Below are 15,472 nucleotides of genomic sequence, written 5' to 3' on the forward strand. Positions count from 1 at the left end.
CCGCCGCGGGGGCGGAACCCCACCCCGGTGATGGGGGTCATGTCGATGCGTCCGTGCGGTGTCGAGGCGTGGGGCTGCGGGGGGCGGGCCGCCGCCCGCGGGCGGGCGGCGGACCCGGTGGCCGTCACGGCCGGGGGGCGAGGCTGGCCTCGCGGAGGTAGGCGCGTTCACGTCGCGCGGTGGCCTCCTGATGCCGGTACGACTCGGCGTGCCGGCGGCGGTCGTCCGCGAGCCGCGGGGTGCGGGTGCTCCACAGCAGGAGCCGCAGACCCAGGTGGAGGGCGAGGCGGTCCAGGAGCGAGGTGCGGGTGTCGCGGCTCGGGAGCCGCAGCGTATCGGGAAGCCCCGAGGGGCGCTGCGGCGCAAGGAGAGTGTTCACGATTGCTCTTTCAGATGGGAGTGTTGCCTCGGGCGGACGCCGGAGGCGGGGATGCCGTGCCGCAGCACGACGGGACGGAGAGTGCAGGGGGTGCGCGCTCAGCACCGCGAAGCGGGTGCGGCGCAGTCGACGGTCCTCGCCCGGAAAAGGGCAGACTCGTCCCCTGCGGGGATCAGATGGCGGCGGGGAAGCGGCCGCTCAGCACAGCGCCGAAGGAGACGGTCCCCGACGCGACGGCACGAATCGCTCCGCCATCACGGGCGGCGATTCCGGTTGGAGTCATCAGCATCATCGGGGGACCTCCTTTCTCGACTTCAGACGCAGAGAGTGACGTTAGCGGGTCCGGGATACCCGCGTCAAGCTTTCTCGCAGATTCGGTGAACTCATGGCGTGTCGCGGCCTCCCGGCAGGCCTTCCGGGCGCCCGGGCCGGGCTCGGGTAGCGTAGGCGGGTAAACGACCGGGGTGGAAGGCGAATCATGCACCTCAAGAGCGTGACGCTCAAAGGGTTCAAGTCGTTCGCGCAGCCGACGACGTTCGCCCTCGAACCGGGCGTGACGTGCATCGTCGGCCCCAACGGCTCCGGCAAGTCCAACGTCGTCGATGCGCTCGCGTGGGTGATGGGGGAGCAGGGCGCCAAGACGCTCCGCGGCGGCAAGATGGAGGACGTCATCTTCGCCGGCACCGCGACGCGCGGGCCGCTCGGCCGCGCCGAGGTGCAGCTCACGATCGACAACAGCGACGGCGCCCTCCCGATCGAGTACTCCGAGGTGACGATCAGCCGGACGCTGTTCCGCAACGGCTCGAGCGAGTACGCGATCAACGGCGAGTCCTGCCGCCTGCTCGACGTGCAGGAGCTGCTGAGCGATTCCGGTCTCGGCCGCGAGATGCACGTCATCGTGGGGCAGGGGCGCCTCGACAGCGTGCTGCAGGCGACGCCCGAAGACCGCCGCGGATTCATCGAGGAGGCCGCCGGCATCCTCAAGCACCGTCGGCGCAAGGAGAAGACGCTCCGCAAGCTCGATGCGATGGAGGCGAACCTCACACGTCTCAGCGACCTGGCCGGCGAACTGCGCCGGCAGCTGAAACCCCTCGGCCGTCAGGCCGAGATCGCCCGTGAGGCGGCCACCATCGCCGCGGTGGTGCGCGACGCGAAGGCGCGGCTCTTCGCCGACGAGATCGTGGGCCTGCGCGCCGAGCTCGCGTCGCATGCGCAGAGCGAGCACGAGCGCCACGCCGAGCGCATCGTGCTGCAGGAGCGGCTCGACAACGCCCGCGTGCGCATCGAGCAGCTCGAGAGCGATCAGCGCTCCGAGAGCGTGGATGCCGCTCGCCGCGTCGCCTTCGGCCTCGAGCGGGTGCAGGAGCGCCTGCGCGGGCTCTACGCCCTGGCAGGACAACGGCTCGCGCTTCTCGGTGACGCCGAGGACGAGGATCGCATCGAGCTCACGACGGTGTCGCAGGCCATGATCGACGAGGCCCGGGCCGAGATCGACGACGTGTCCGACGGGCTGGGCGCCGCGCAGGATGCCGCCGCCGAGTCCGCGCGGGACGTCGTGCGCGCCCGCGCCGAGCTCGACGCACTGGACGTGGACATCGCCGCGCAGAGCGCGCTGGTCTCGGAGCACGACATGCGCATCACCGCGCTCCGCGGTACCGCCGAGGCTGCAGCATCCGCCCTCGCCGCGGTGCAGTCTGCGGTGGAGCGGCAGCAGAAGGCGCTCGATGCCGCTCTCGCCCGCCGCGCCGACGCCGAGGAGATCCTTGCCGGTGTCGATCCCGACGTCGTGCCCGAGGAATCGTCGGCCGACCACGCCACGGCGTACGAACGGGCGCAGCGGGATGCGACCGACGCCGAGGCGTCCGTCGCGTCGCTGCGTGAACGGCTGCACGCCGCGGAGCGCGAACGCGAAGCGCTGACGGCGCAGACGGCCGCACTGAGCCGAGCGCTCGATGTGAAGAACGGCGCCTCGTCGCTGATCGCGGAGGGCCGAGATGGCGTGCGGGGCCTCGTCGGCGACGCCGTCCAGGTCAAGCCGGGGTTCGAAGCAGCGATCGCCGCGGTGCTGGGACCCGTCGCCGAGGGTGTGCTCGTCGAAGACCGCGACAGCGCGTTCGCCGTGGCCGACGCCGCGCGCGACGCCGATGCGGGTGTCGTCGACATCGTGATCGCCTCGGCGGGCATCATGCGCCCGCTCTTCCCCGGGTTGCCCGGGGTGCTTCCGGCGCGCGAGGTCGTGACGGCCCCCGATGGCGTGCTCGGACTGCTGTCCTACGTCGTGGTCGCCGACGACCTCGACACCGCCCGCGAGGCCGGACCCGCGCTGGCGGACGCCGAACCCGGCGGGCCGATCACGATCGTCACCCGTCGCGGCGAGGTGTACACCGAGCACTCCCTCCGCGCGGGTGCGGGAGCCTCCCGATCGCGTCTGGAGCTCGCGGCGGAACGGGATGCCGCGGCAGACCGCCGCGACGAGATCGCCGTGGTTGCGGACTCACTGCGCGAAGCGCTGAACGACGCGACGCGCGAGCTCGAGTCCGCGCGCCTGCGCACGAAGACCGCGCTCGCGACCCTTCGCGAGCACGACGCGGCCCTCGCCGCCCACGCCGAGCAGGTCAACCGGGCGACGGTGCGCCACGAGGCCGCGGTCGCCGAGTGCGACCGCCTCGCCGCGGGGCTGGCGCAGGCGGCTGCGGCGGTGGAGGAGGCGGAGGCGTCGGCGCGGTCCGCCGAGGACCAGCTCACCGCGGCCCTCGAAGCGCCCCGCCCGATCCTCGATGCCTCCGCGAGGGAGGGCATGCTCGCGACGCTGGAGGAGGCCCGGGACGGCGAGATGCGATCGCGGCTGGACGTCGAGACGTTGCGCGAGCGCATCCGTGCAGGCGAAGCCCGTGTCGCCGGGCTCGAACGTCAGCGCGAACGCGAGCGTGAGGCGGCGGCGGAGGCCGCGCGTCGCGCCGTGGTCCGCCGCGCGCAGCGTGAGATCGCCGCCGGCGTCGCCGGTCAGCTGCCGGCCGTGATCGACTCGGTCGACCGCTCGCTCGCGCAGGCCCGTGCCGAGCTCGCCGCCGCGGAGCACGAGCGCACGGCCGTCACCGCCGAGCTCGCAGAGCTCCGCGGGCAGGAGAACGCGGCACGCGAGCGCCTCACCCGCCTCACCGAGAGCGTCCACAGCCTCGAGCTGCAGATCCATGAGAAGCGTCTGCACGTGACCGGGCTGCTTGAGCGCGTGCAGTCCGAACTGGCACTCGACGAGAATATTCTTGTTTCGGAATATGGTCCCGATCAGCCTGTTCCATTGGATCCGACGGCTGATCCGCCGGAGCAGGGCGACGAACCCGGGGGCGTGGCATCCGTTGCCTTTGATCGCCCGCAGCAGCGGCGACGCCTTCAGGATGCCGAACGCAAGCTCGCCCAGCTCGGCCGGGTGAACCCACTCGCGCTCGAGGAGTTCGAGGCGCTCGAGCAGCGCCACAAGTTCATGACGGAACAGCTCGCGGATCTCACGCAGACGCGGAAGGACCTGTTGACGATCATCGAGGAGCTCGATGAGCGGATGCAGACGATCTTCCTGGCGGCGTTCGAAGACACGAAGGTCGCGTTCGGGGAGGTGTTCCCCATCCTGTTCCCCGGAGGAACGGGATCGATCGCACTCACGGATCCGGACTCGCCGCTCACCACCGGTATCGAGGTGGCGGTCCGTCCGGTGGGAAAGAAGATCGAGCGGCTCTCGCTGCTCTCGGGCGGAGAGCGATCGCTCGCGGCGGTCGCGCTGCTGACCGCGATCTTCAAGGCGCGCCCCAGCCCCTTCTACATCCTGGACGAGGTCGAGGCCGCCCTCGACGACGCCAACCTGGGGCGCCTGCTCGGCGTCTTCGAGCAGCTGCGCGCGTCGAGCCAGCTCATCGTCATCACCCATCAGAAGCGCACCATGGAGATCGCCGACGCCCTGTACGGCGTGTCGATGCGCCAGGACGGCGTGTCCGCCGTGGTCGGCCAGCGGATCGCCGAGCGCGTCGCGAGCTGACGCGGCAGGTCAGCGCTCGACGATGTGGCTCCGCATGAACGCGAGCGCGTCGCGCGGGAGGAGTGACGCCCCTGCGGCGAAGGCGGCAGCGAGCTGGTCGCGGTCGAGCACGGCAGCCACACGGGCACGCAGTTCGGCCTCGATCGGTCGCGATGTGGGCCAGGCCAGCACACCAGCACGATCGCGCAGGGCATCGACGGCGCCCAGAGCGGCGGCGGCGAGCTCGGGCCGGGAGTCCGCGACGGAGAGCTGTGCGAACGCCCCGAGCGCGAAGCACAGGGTGGGTGTGACGGCCCGGGCAGCGTCGATGTCGTCCAGCGCCCGCGCGATCAGCTGACGCGCCGCCCCGGGACGACCGGCGCGCACCTCGATGATCGCGAGATGGGTCCGGGCGGTCAGGCTGAACCATTCGCTGCCGATGCGCGTCCCGATCCGCTCCGCCTCCGCCAGGTGCGGACGCGCGGCATCGTCGTCGCCGAGGGCGAGCTGCAGCGTGCCCATCGTGATCGGGCAGAACGCGGCGGCCGGGTCGCTGCGCTCCGCGAAACCTGTTGCCGCAAGAGTCGCCGCCTCGAGCGCACCCGCGAAGTCGTCGCGGATCGGGAGGGCCCACGCGATCGCGAGGTACAGCAGGTCGCGGAGCGCGGCGTCACCCACGACCTCGACGATCTGCAGGAGTCCGTCGAGCGCCGTGAGCCCACCGGCGTCGTCGCCCGTCTCGGTGGCGGTGAGCGCTGCGACGAACAGGACCTCGGCGCGGCTGTCCACGTCGAGGTCCTGCGAGTCGATGCGACCCTGCAACTCTGTGATCCACGCCCGTCCTTCCGGCATGCGGTCCTGGAACTCCCAGAACAGCGACAGCGTGCGGAACAGATGAGGCAGCCGCGCCGGGGCATGCTCGAAGAACCACCGGACGGCGGCGCGGAGGTTCTCCTCGTCGCGCCGCATCGCGTCACTCCAGCCCTGGATGCGCTCGGCGACGACGGGCGTCTGCGCGGCCGCGGCGAAGAACTCGGCGTGCCGGCGTTCCGCCACGGCGCGCTCGTCGTCCGTCAGCAGCTCGCCGGCGAATTCCCGGATGGTCATCAGCATGCGGAATCGGGGTTCGTCGCCGCTCGCGTCCACGCCCACCAGACTGTGCCCGGTCAGCGTGTCGAGCCGGTCGAGTGCTGCGGCCTCGTCGATGTCACCGACCGCGGCCGCAGCCGAGAACGTCCAGCCGTCCACGAAGACCGACAGTTCTGCCAGCAGTCGTCGTTCCGCCTCGTTCAGCAGACCGACGCTCCACTCCACGGTCGCGCGCAGTCCGCGCTGACGCTCGGGCAGGTCAACCGGGCCGGAGCCGAGAGCATCCAGGGCGTTCTCGAGCCGAGCGAGGACGGCCACCGGATCGAGCAGGCGAGTACGGGCCGCTGCCAGCTCGATCGCCAGCGGCAGCCCGTCCAGTCGACGGCAGATCTGGAGCACGGCGGCGACATTGCGCTCGGTGGTGGGGATGGGGCGTCCGAGGGCTTCGGCGCGATCGAGGAACAGCTGCACGGCGGGCAGCTCCATCGCCTCGTCGAGGGAGAGGCCGTCCGTGCCACTGCGCAGCGGCTGGAGGATGTACTCCCGCTCCGCGCGCAGCCGCAGAGCGACGCGGCTGGTCGCGAGGATCTTGAGCCTCGGACAGTGGGAGAGCAGCCTGTCGAGTTGTGGTGCCGCGTCTGCGACCTGTTCGAGGTTGTCGAGAATCAGCACGATCGGCTCGTCGGCGAAATGCTCGATCAGGATGTCCTGCATCGAGCGTGTCCCCTCGACGACGGCACGTGCGGCCTCGGCGATCCGCGGGAGCACGTGCGCGGGATCGGTGACGCTCGCGAGGGGCACGAAGACCGTCGACGAGGCGTCGACCGCGAGCACCTGGCCGGCCGCGACCGCCGTGCGCGTCTTGCCCACTCCGCCGGGCCCGGTGACGGTGACGAGGCGGACGCCCGGTCGGGACAGGAGTGAGGTGATGGCCTCCACGTCGGTGTCGCGGCCGACGAACGACGTCGGCGTGACCGGCAGCGTGCTCCGCGGCGGCTCGCGGCTCGGCGGCGTCTCGTCGGCGGCGCGTGATGCCATGCCGATGAAGCGCTCGCTGAGCAGCAGGGCGAGGTCGTCGCGCACGAGCCGCCCGAGCTCGCGCGGCGTCGCGAAGGTCCGGTAGGCGTCCGTGCCCGCGGCCCGGATCTCGTCGATGAGCGCGCTCAGGCCGGCTTGACGCGCGGGAGCCGGCGCCTTGAGGTAGAGGAGGCGGGGCTTGTCGCCCGACCGGCGGAACTCGTCCTCGAGCCCGGAGATCTCCATTCCCGGGCCGACCCAGCCGTAGCTCTCCCAGTAGAGGCCGATGAACACGTCGGATTGCGCGAGGTACGCGCGATAGAGCTCCTGGGGAGGATGGGGGCGAGCCCCGAGCTCGAACATCACCGGCGCCAGGCCCAATGTCGTGATGGCGCGGCGCACCGCCACGCGCTCGTCGGCGAGCTCGGCCAGCGTGGAGCTGACGAAGACGCGCAGCTTCTGATCCGGCGTCCGGATGACGTCGGTCCGGTCCGATGCCATGGCGCCTATCATGCCGTGCCGCACCCGCGTCGGCACCTAGGCTGGGGGAATGGCAGAGAGCTCCTGGTCGCTCGGTCGCGCGCTGCGCGGCATGTTCGTCAAGCCCACGATCGACGAGACGACGTGGGACGACCTCGAGACGGCGCTGCTCACCGCGGACTTCGGGCCCGACATCACCGAGCGCATCGTCGACGAGCTGCGCGAGAAGGTGGAGCGCTTCCGCACCACTGACCCGAAGGACCTCCAGCGGATGCTGAAGGAGACGCTCGAGGAGCATTTCGCGAAGTTCGACACCACCCTCCGTCTCACCGAGCGACCGGCGGTCGTGCTGGTCGTCGGCGTCAACGGCGTCGGCAAGACCACGACGATCGGCAAGTTCGCGAAGTTCCTGCAGCGCTACGGACGCTCGGTCGTCGTCGGGGCGGCCGACACGTTCCGCGCCGCGGCTGTGGACCAGCTCGCCACCTGGGCCGAGCGCGGCGGCGCGACGATCGTCCGGCCGCAGCAGGAAGGCCAGGATCCGGCATCCGTCGCCTTCCAGACCATCGAGTACGCGAAGAGCACCGGCACCGAGATCGTGCTCGTGGACACGGCGGGGCGCCTGCACACGAAGGGCGGGCTGATGGACGAGCTCAGCAAGATCCGTCGTGTCGTCGAGAAGCAGGCGCCCATCAGCGAGGTGCTGCTGGTCCTCGACGCGACCACCGGTCAGAACGGCGTCCTGCAGGCCCAGGCCTTCCTGGAGCACGCCGGAGTCACCGGTCTCGTGATCACCAAGCTCGACGGTTCCGCCAAGGGCGGCTTCGTGCTCGCGGTGCAGGAGCGCACCGGGATCCCGGTCAAGCTGCTCGGCCAGGGCGAGGGCATCGGCGACCTCACCGGCTTCACTCCGCACGTGTTCGCGGCATCGCTGGTCGACTGATCCGGGTGTCGGATCCGGCCGAATCCGCGCCATGCCGGGTTCGGGCTATCGCCGACGCGCCGGTTGCGGTTTCATGGGGTCATGGCGATCGAGCACGACTACTTCGGACTCCTCGAATCGGGGCCTGACGGATCGATCTTCTGGTCGGAGAACGTCGAATTGGGCGACCAGTCCGTCACAGTGGATCTCACGGCCCCCGACCAGGACGACGTCTCGGAGGCGGCCCTCGACGTGGCCGCCGCGCTCATCTCGTCGATCGAAGACATCGACCGCAGCGCCCGCAACGCGATGGTCAACGAGCTGAGCGATCGCACCAGCGAGGTGACCGAGTACATCCTGCAGCAGCAGGAGGCGCTCGGCGAAGCCCTGGAGGACGCGCTCGTCGACATCTCGGGCGACGTGCACATCGACGTGATCCGCTCGCTGCAGCTCATGAGCATGACGATCCTCGCCGACGAGCACGGCGGCGCCGACCCCTTCGCCGTGCTCGAGTACGCGCTCGACCCGGATGCCACCGACGACGTGCTGCTCGTGAACCTCGACTCCGACGGCGGGGTGCTGTCGGTGACGAGCGCCGACTAGCGCCCCGAGGGCTCAGACCGCCTGGGCGAACCCTCGCTCGACGTGCACGTCTTCCGCGATGTGCGCCAGGTGCGACGGGATCTCCCGGCCCTTGGAGATCATCGACTGCGCCCACAGGCGCCCGGCGCGGTACGACGAGCGCACGAGCGGGCCGGCGAGCACGCCGAGGAATCCGATGCGCTCGGCCTCCTCCTTGAACTCGACGAACTCCTGGGGCTTCACCCAGCGCGCGACCGGGAGGTGGCGCGGCGACGGGCGCAGGTACTGGGTGATCGTGATGATGTCGGTCCCGGCCGCGTGCAGGTGCTCGAGCGCCTGCACGACCTCTTCGGGCTCCTCGCCCATGCCGAGGATGAGGTTCGACTTGGTGATGAGGCCGGCCTCGCGGGCCTGCGTGAGCACGTCGAGCGAGCGTTCGTACCGGAAGGCGGGACGGATGCGCTTGAAGATGCGCGGCACCGTCTCGACGTTGTGCGCGAAGACCTCGGGGCGGCTCTCGAAGACCTCGCCGAGCAGCGCCGGGTCGCCGTTGAAGTCCGTCGCGAGGATCTCGACCCCGGTGTTCGGGTTCATCGCGTGGATCTGTCGCACGGTCTCGGCATGCAGCCACGCTCCGCCGTCCGCGAGGTCGTCACGCGCGACGCCGGTGACCGTGGCGTAGCGGAGGTTCATGCGCACGACGCTCTCGGCGACGCGGCGGGGCTCGTCGGTGTCGTAGTCCGCCGGCTTGCCGGTGTCGATCTGGCAGAAGTCGCACCGGCGCGTGCACTGGGAGCCGCCGATGAGGAACGTCGCCTCGCGGTCCTCCCAGCACTCGTAGATGTTGGGGCAGCCGGCCTCCTGGCAGACCGTGTGCAGCTCTTCGGTCTTCACGAGCGAGTGCAGCGCCTGGTACTCGGGTCCCATCTTCGCCCGGGTCTTGATCCACTCGGGCTTGCGCTCGATCGGGGTCTGCGCGTTGCGGACCTCGAGCCGCAGCAGCTTGCGACCGTCGGGACCGGCGGAGGAGGGGGCGGATGCTGCACCCGCCGCGCCTGCGGATGCTCCGGGCGCCGTGCCGCAGGCGGTCATGCCGCCACCCCCGCGAAGTCGGCCTCGAACACCCGCGAGACGGTGTCGATCACGTCGGCGGGGGAGATGTCGGCGCCGGCGATCTCGCTGATCGTCGTGACCCCGGCATCCGTGATCCCGCACGGGATGATGCCGCGGAATCCGGCGAGCGTGTTGTCGCAATTGAGTGCGAAGCCGTGCATCGTGACGCCGCGCTGCACGCGAACGCCGATGGCGGCGACCTTGTCCTCTCCGAGGGGGCGGCGCACCCATACGCCGCTGCGCCCGTCGACGCGATAGCCGTCGATGCCGAACTCGCCGAGCACGTCGATCAGCAGCTGCTCGAGGCGGCGGACGTGCGCCACGACGTCGACGGGTTCGGCCAGTCGCACGATCGGATAGCCGACGAGCTGGCCAGGGCCGTGCCACGTGATCTTGCCGCCGCGGTCGACGTCGACCACGGGCGTGCCGTCGGTGGGTCGCTCGTGCCGCGCCGTGCGTGCCCCGGCCGTGTACACGGCCTCGTGCTCGAGCAGCAGAAGCGTGTCGGGGCGGGTCCCTGTGACGACGTCGGCGTGGACGCTGCGCTGCAGCGCCCATCCGTCGAGGTATGACACGTAGTCGGGGGAGAGGCCGACGGTCTGGATGTCGAGCATCGTGCTCCTTCGCTCGTTCGCTTGTGGCGATTGCTGGATCGCGTCCAACAATACATCCGCCGCACGCGAAGGATCCGCAGCGCAGACGGCCGGACCGCGTGCGCGGTACGGCCAATAGGGTGGGGGTCATGTCCACGGAGCAGCGCGCGGGGCGTCCGAGGGCGTCGTCCCGCGAGACCATCGCCGAGGCCGCGTGCGAGCTGTTCCTCGAGCAGGGCTACGAGCAGACGTCGATCGTCGACATCGCCAGCCGCGCCGGGGTCAGTCGATCGAGCTTCTTCAACTACTTCTCATCCAAGTCCGACGTGCTGTGGGCAGGGCTCGATGAGCGCGTCACCGCGTTCGAGCACCGTCTCGCCGAGTCGGCGGGCACGGATGCTGCGGACCAGGTGCGTGCCGCGACCCTCGCGGTCGCGGAATCCTTCGCCCCCGACAGTCTCGCCCTCGCCATCGTCAATGCGACGGCCATGGGCCTGGAGGCCGAGTACGAGCGCGACGCGGCCCTGCGGCGCGCGCGTGTGGCCCGTGCGGTGTCGGCGCGCTTGATGCGCGGCGGCGCGGACCGTGTGCGTGCGGAGGTCGCGGGCGCCGCATGGGGTGGTGCGGTGCTGGCCGCCATCGAGGCGTGGGCTCACGACGGCGCCGGGCGCACCTCCCTCGAGCGCTTCCTGTCGATCGCCGCGCACGCTGCGGCCCCGGTCTCGTCGACGGTCCCTGCGGGAGAGGTCGCCCAGCTTCGGGTGGTGGTGCAGGCCGCCGCCTTCGATCAGACCCTCGCCTTCTACCGAGACGTCGTCGGGATGCCGCAGGCCGAGGCCTACGAGGCGGACGGCGGCGCGCGCGTCGCGATCCTCGCCGCGGGTCGGGCGACGCTCGAGATCGCGAATCCCGCGCAGGTCGAGTTCATCGACAGCGTCGAAACCGACGGCGACGCGCCGAGTGACCGGATCCGTCTTGCTCTCGAGGTGGCAGACACGGCGACCGCGGCAGCTCGACTGGCCGACGCGGGAGCCGACGTCGAGGCATCCGCCCGAGAGACTCCCTGGCGCTCGCTCAACGCCCGCCTGCGCGGCCCCGCCGGGCTGCAGCTGACCCTCTTCCAGGAGCTCGGCCCCGAACCCTGACCGCTCATCCTGTAAGCGGGTGGGGGCTGCGCGGACGTTTCGCGCGGTGCCGGACAGGTACGAGGTGAAGACACCCTCGACACTGGAGGCACCATGACCCCCGACCTGCTCGACGATCTCCTCGACCGGTCCGCACCGGTCACGCGTGCCGCCGACCCCGCGGGCCTGCGCGCGATGATCGGCGCGGCGTCGCGCGAGGAGCGCCGCCCTCGCCGGCGGCGGATCGGCTTCGCCGCAGGGGCGCTTGCCGTGCTGCTCGCCGGCGGTGCGGGCGTCGCCACTGCGACCGACGGGTTCGGCGCCTGGAGCATCCAGGAACCCGTCGGTGCCGTGTCGTTCACGATGTCGAACGGGTTCGACTGCGAGCTGCGCTTCTCCGACTACAGCAACGGCCCCGACCCCGTGTTCCTCTCGGCAGTCAACCGCACGCTCGAAGACTGGTACCGCACGACCGATGTCGTCGGTGAGGCGCAGTCCCTCGTGCCGCAGAAGCAGAAGGAGTACGTCGCACTGAGGTCGCCCGACGACCAGTCCGAACGGGAGCGGCAACTGGCCGAGCTGTCGCCGGAAGAACGCGCGGAGGCGATTGCTCACAATGAGTTCGGCGACGAATGGATCGCGTGGACGCTCGTCGTTGCGGATCTCGAGACCCAGGCTCTGAGGGATGCCGGGTTCGCCGTGCCGGATCCCCGATTCGTCGGCAGCGAGGCGAGCTCGCAGATCCAGTGCTTCGACGAAGACGGAGAGCTGTACGGCTTCGGAGCCGGCTCGTGAGGCGCGACGGCGATCGCCTCACCGATGCCCTGGAGGAGGCGTCCCCTGATCTCCTCGCATATCTGCAGCGACGCGCCGGGCTCGACGACGCGCCCGACCTCCTCGGCGAGACGATGGTCGTCGCGTGGCGGCGGGTGCGCGACCTGCCCGGCGATCCCGAGCGGGCGCGCATGTGGCTCTTCGGCATCGCCCGTACGACCGTGCTCAACCACGTGCGGGGCCAGCGCCGCCGATGGGCCCTCGCCGACCGCATCCGTTCGGAGCGGACGACGGATGCGGCGTCCGCGGCCGCCGACGAGGGTGCCGAGGTCCGCGATGCCATCGCCCGCCTCGATCCCGATCTCGCCGAGCTGGTGCGGCTCGTGCACTGGGAGCGGTTCTCGATCGCCGAGGCGGCCGAGATCGCCGGGATTCCCGCCTCGACCGCTCGCGGCCGGTATGCGAAGGCGAAGGCGGAGCTGCGCGTCGCGCTGGGCGCCTCGGTCGCCTGACCCGAAGGCGCCGGGGTGCGGCATCCGCTCGCGTAGAATCGGGGGATCATGGCGACTTTCGGCACCCTCTCCGACCGGCTCACCGAGACCTTCCGCAACCTCCGCACCAAGGGCAAGCTCACGCCCGCGGACGTCGACGGCACGGTCCGCGAGATCCGGCGCGCCCTGCTCGACGCCGACGTGGCGCTGCCCGTCGTCAAGGAGTTCACCGCCAAGGTGCGCGAGCGCGCCCTCGGCGACGAGGTCAACCGGGCCCTGAACCCGGCCCAGCAGGTCGTGCAGATCGTCAACGAGGAGCTCGTCGCGATCCTCGGCGGCGAGCAGCGCCGCCTGCAGTTCGCGAAGAACCCGCCGACCGTCATCATGCTCGCGGGCCTGCAGGGCTCGGGAAAGACGACGTTCGCTGGCAAGCTCGCGAAGATGCTCGAGAAGGACGGCCACACGCCGCTCCTCATCGCCGCCGACCTCCAGCGCCCGAACGCCGTCAACCAGCTGCAGGTCGTCGCCCAGCGCGCCGGTGCCGCGATCTACGCGCCCGAGCCGGGCAACGGCGTGGGCGACCCTGTCAAGGTCGCGCGCGACGGCGTCGAGGTCGCACGCCGCCAGCAGCACGACGTGGTCATCATCGACACCGCCGGCCGTCTCGGCGTCGACGCCGAGCTGATGAAGCAGGCCGCCGACATCCGCAAGGCGACCGACCCCGACGAGGTCCTGTTCGTCATCGACGCGATGATCGGCCAGGACGCCGTGAACACGGCGAAGGCGTTCCAGGACGGCGTCGACTTCACCGGCGTCGTGCTGTCGAAGCTCGACGGCGACGCGCGCGGTGGCGCCGCGCTCTCGGTCGCATCGGTCACCGGACGCCCCATCATCTTCGCGTCGACGGGCGAGGGCCTCGACGACCTCGAGGCGTTCCACCCCGACCGCATGGCGTCGCGCATCCTCGACCTCGGCGACATCCTCACCCTCATCGAGCAGGCGCAGCAGGCGTTCGATGAAGAAGAGGCGCTCAAGGTCGCCGAGAAGCTCGCGACCGAGCAGTTCACGCTCGAGGACTTCCTCGAGCAGATGCAGCAGATGCGCAAGATGGGCTCGATGAAGAAGATGCTGGGGATGCTCCCCGGCATGGGCTCGATGAAGCAGCAGCTCGAGGACTTCGACGAGCGCGAGATCGACCGCACCGAGGCGATCATCCGCTCGATGACCCCTGCCGAGCGGCGCAACACCAAGCTCCTCAACGGCTCGCGGCGCCTGCGCATCGCGCGCGGTTCGGGCATGACGGTGACCGACGTCAACCAGCTCGTGCAGCGCTTCGACCAGGCGGCGAAGATGATGAAGACGGTCGCCCGTGGCGGTGTGCCCAACATCCCCGGAATGGGTCCCGTCCCCGGCGCCGGGCGCCCGGGTGCGTCGTCCAAGCGCGGCAAGCAGCAGAAGGCGAAGGGCTCGCGGTCGGGCAACCCGGCCAAGCGCGCCGCAGAGAACGCCGGCATCGCCGCCCAGGCGTCGGAGGCGCCGACCGGATCCGGCTTCGGGCTCGGCGGCGGGGCGAAGGGCGCGCCGACCGAGGCCGACCTCGCCGAGCTGCAGAAGATGCTCGGCCGCGGCTGACGTGGAATGAACCGGATGCTGCGGGTTGCAGCATCCGTTCCGGTACGAAGTCCGGCCGGTCAGCGTCCGAACGTGGCCAGATGCTCGCGCAGCGTGGGCCCCGAGCGGAACTCGCCGACCAGGTGACGCACGACCTCGCGGAGGTCGCCGTCGGATGCGTCGGCGACGGCGAGCTGGCGGGAGTAGCTGGCGCCGTCGGTGAGGATCGTCTGGATGCCCGCGAGCTCGCGGGCGCATTTGAGCTCGGCCGCGATGTCGCCGAGCTCGTCCAGGGTCTCGCGCAGATGCTCGACGACCGGGCGCTGAGTGCCGTGATGGTCGACGATCACACGCGCGTCGAGTCCGTACCGGGCTGCCCGCCACTTGTTCTCGCGGAGGAACCACGGCTGGATCGTCTCGAGCGGCAGCCCTTCGTCGAGGCGCCGGGAGAAGTGCTCGACGAGCACCTGCACGAGCGCCGCGATCGCCGCGAGTTCGGGCAGCGTCGACATGCCGTCGCACGCACGCACCTCGATGGTGCCCCAGCGGGGCGCCGGCCGGATGTCCCACCGCACCTCGGTGGCGTCCTCCATGACCCCCGTCTTCACCATGTCGTGGAGGTAGCCCTCGAACTCGCGCCAGTCGTGCAGGGGCCAGGGGAGGCCCGCGGTGGGCAGCTGCTGGAAGACGAGGGCGCGGTTGGACGCGTAGCCCGTGCGCTCGCCGGCCCAGAACGGACTGGACGCCGACAGTGCCTGCAGGTGCGGCAGGTAGACGGCGAGGGCGTTGATGATCGGGAAGACCTTGTCGACGTCGTCGACGCCCACGTGCACGTGGATGCCCCAGATCATCATGTTGCGACCCCACCACTGGGTGCGCTCGATGAGCTTGTGGTAGCGGGTCTTGTCGGTGACGCTCTGGTCGTACCACTGCGCGAAAGGGTGGCTGCCGGCGCACAGGAGGTCGATGCCGTGCGGATCGGTGAAGGTGCGCACCTGGGCGATCGCGTCGGCGATGTCGTCGACGGCCGACGCGACGGTGTCGCCGATGCCGCTGGTCACCTCGACGGTGTTCGTCAGCAGCTCCCCGGTGACGGTGTAGCGCTCGAGCGACGAGTGCTCCTCCAGCGCGGCGAGCAGCTCGGGACCGCGCGGGATCAGGTCGCCGGTGACCGAGTCGGCGAGCATGAGCTCCCACTCGAGCCCCACGGAAGATCGGGCGGATGTCGCGAAGGGCACCGTCATGGGCACAGTCTCGCACGGGGACTCGCCGCACCCGCTTGGTTCACGGC

The 15,472-nt window shown here is 70.8% G+C and carries 12 protein-coding genes; 7 read left to right on the top strand and 5 right to left on the bottom strand.

All coding sequences use genetic code 11. The features are described 5' to 3' along the window. Positions 1 to 124 precede the first annotated feature (124 nt). A complete protein-coding gene (locus ACFQ7C_RS07400) occupies positions 125 to 379 on the bottom strand; it encodes a hypothetical protein (RefSeq protein ID WP_378898870.1) in 255 nt (84 codons plus the stop codon). A gap of 478 nt (positions 380 to 857) precedes the next feature. Here ACFQ7C_RS07400 and smc point away from each other — a divergent pair, with 478 nt between their 5' ends. Further along, positions 858 to 4,406, top strand: coding sequence for a chromosome segregation protein SMC (gene smc / locus ACFQ7C_RS07405; RefSeq protein ID WP_378898871.1), 3,549 nt, complete (start codon positions 858 to 860; stop codon positions 4,404 to 4,406). A 9-nt stretch (positions 4,407 to 4,415) separates the two neighbouring features. On the opposite strand, the gene ACFQ7C_RS07410 is transcribed toward smc, so the two are convergent. After that, entirely contained in the window at positions 4,416 to 6,992 is a 2,577-nt protein-coding gene (locus ACFQ7C_RS07410) for an ATP-binding protein (RefSeq protein WP_378898872.1), read from the bottom strand. 49 nt (positions 6,993 to 7,041) lie between these two features. Between ACFQ7C_RS07410 and ftsY the strand changes: the two genes are divergently transcribed. Together ftsY and ACFQ7C_RS07420 are read left to right on the top strand one after the other, a co-directional pair. Further along, positions 7,042 to 7,914 (top strand): signal recognition particle-docking protein FtsY, encoded by an 873-nt coding sequence (gene ftsY / locus ACFQ7C_RS07415; RefSeq protein WP_378898873.1) that lies wholly within the window; start codon positions 7,042 to 7,044, stop codon positions 7,912 to 7,914. An 81-nt stretch (positions 7,915 to 7,995) separates the two neighbouring features. After that, a complete protein-coding gene (locus ACFQ7C_RS07420) occupies positions 7,996 to 8,496 on the top strand; it encodes a DUF2004 domain-containing protein (RefSeq protein ID WP_378898874.1) in 501 nt (166 codons plus the stop codon). A 12-nt stretch (positions 8,497 to 8,508) separates the two neighbouring features. On the opposite strand, the gene lipA is transcribed toward ACFQ7C_RS07420, so the two are convergent. Then, complete coding sequence (lipA, locus tag ACFQ7C_RS07425) at positions 8,509 to 9,567, bottom strand: lipoyl synthase (protein WP_378898875.1); 1,059 nt, start codon at positions 9,565 to 9,567, stop codon at positions 8,509 to 8,511. Continuing rightward, positions 9,564 to 10,202: a lipoyl(octanoyl) transferase LipB gene (lipB, locus tag ACFQ7C_RS07430; RefSeq protein ID WP_378898876.1), complete on the bottom strand. Its 639-nt coding sequence runs from the start codon at positions 10,200 to 10,202 to the stop codon at positions 9,564 to 9,566. Before lipB ends, lipA begins: the two co-directional genes overlap by 4 nt. Before the next feature lie 128 nt (positions 10,203 to 10,330). Between lipB and ACFQ7C_RS07435 the strand changes: the two genes are divergently transcribed. From ACFQ7C_RS07435 to ffh, 4 genes are all read left to right on the top strand, one after another. Continuing rightward, positions 10,331 to 11,326, top strand: a complete 996-nt coding sequence (locus ACFQ7C_RS07435) for a TetR/AcrR family transcriptional regulator (RefSeq protein ID WP_378898877.1) — start codon at positions 10,331 to 10,333, stop codon at positions 11,324 to 11,326. Between the two features lie 93 nt (positions 11,327 to 11,419). Beyond that, entirely contained in the window at positions 11,420 to 12,100 is a 681-nt protein-coding gene (locus ACFQ7C_RS07440; RefSeq protein ID WP_378898878.1) for a hypothetical protein, read from the top strand. Next, entirely contained in the window at positions 12,097 to 12,591 is a 495-nt protein-coding gene (locus ACFQ7C_RS07445; RefSeq protein WP_378898879.1) for an RNA polymerase sigma factor, read from the top strand. Before ACFQ7C_RS07440 ends, ACFQ7C_RS07445 begins: the two co-directional genes overlap by 4 nt. A gap of 48 nt (positions 12,592 to 12,639) precedes the next feature. Further along, a complete protein-coding gene (gene ffh / locus ACFQ7C_RS07450; RefSeq protein ID WP_378898880.1) occupies positions 12,640 to 14,202 on the top strand; it encodes a signal recognition particle protein in 1,563 nt (520 codons plus the stop codon). Between the two features lie 59 nt (positions 14,203 to 14,261). Here the strand turns inward: ffh and ACFQ7C_RS07455 are convergent, their stop codons facing one another. Further along, positions 14,262 to 15,425 carry a glutamate--cysteine ligase gene (locus ACFQ7C_RS07455; protein ID WP_378898881.1) on the bottom strand — a complete coding sequence of 388 codons (1,164 nt, stop codon included), beginning with the start codon at positions 15,423 to 15,425 and terminating at the stop codon, positions 14,262 to 14,264. Positions 15,426 to 15,472: the final 47 nt, after the last annotated feature.

Origin of the sequence: Microbacterium sp. NPDC056569 (assembly GCF_042793475.1) — a bacterium.
In the GTDB taxonomy this organism is placed as follows: domain Bacteria; phylum Actinomycetota; class Actinomycetes; order Actinomycetales; family Microbacteriaceae; genus Microbacterium.

What these genes read in the sequence shown, in the direction of transcription:
- smc (WP_378898871.1), top strand. Translation starts at nt 858, where the DNA reads ATGCACCTCAAGAGCGTGACGCTCAAAGGGTTCAAGTCGTTCGCGCAG.
- ACFQ7C_RS07410 (WP_378898872.1), bottom strand. Translation starts at nt 6,992, where the DNA reads ATGGCATCGGACCGGACCGACGTCATCCGGACGCCGGATCAGAAGCTG.
- ftsY (WP_378898873.1), top strand. Translation starts at nt 7,042, where the DNA reads ATGGCAGAGAGCTCCTGGTCGCTCGGTCGCGCGCTGCGCGGCATGTTC.
- ACFQ7C_RS07420 (WP_378898874.1), top strand. Translation starts at nt 7,996, where the DNA reads ATGGCGATCGAGCACGACTACTTCGGACTCCTCGAATCGGGGCCTGAC.
- lipA (WP_378898875.1), bottom strand. Translation starts at nt 9,567, where the DNA reads ATGACCGCCTGCGGCACGGCGCCCGGAGCATCCGCAGGCGCGGCGGGT.
- lipB (WP_378898876.1), bottom strand. Translation starts at nt 10,202, where the DNA reads ATGCTCGACATCCAGACCGTCGGCCTCTCCCCCGACTACGTGTCATAC.
- ACFQ7C_RS07435 (WP_378898877.1), top strand. Translation starts at nt 10,331, where the DNA reads ATGTCCACGGAGCAGCGCGCGGGGCGTCCGAGGGCGTCGTCCCGCGAG.
- ACFQ7C_RS07440 (WP_378898878.1), top strand. Translation starts at nt 11,420, where the DNA reads ATGACCCCCGACCTGCTCGACGATCTCCTCGACCGGTCCGCACCGGTC.
- ffh (WP_378898880.1), top strand. Translation starts at nt 12,640, where the DNA reads ATGGCGACTTTCGGCACCCTCTCCGACCGGCTCACCGAGACCTTCCGC.
- ACFQ7C_RS07455 (WP_378898881.1), bottom strand. Translation starts at nt 15,425, where the DNA reads ATGACGGTGCCCTTCGCGACATCCGCCCGATCTTCCGTGGGGCTCGAG.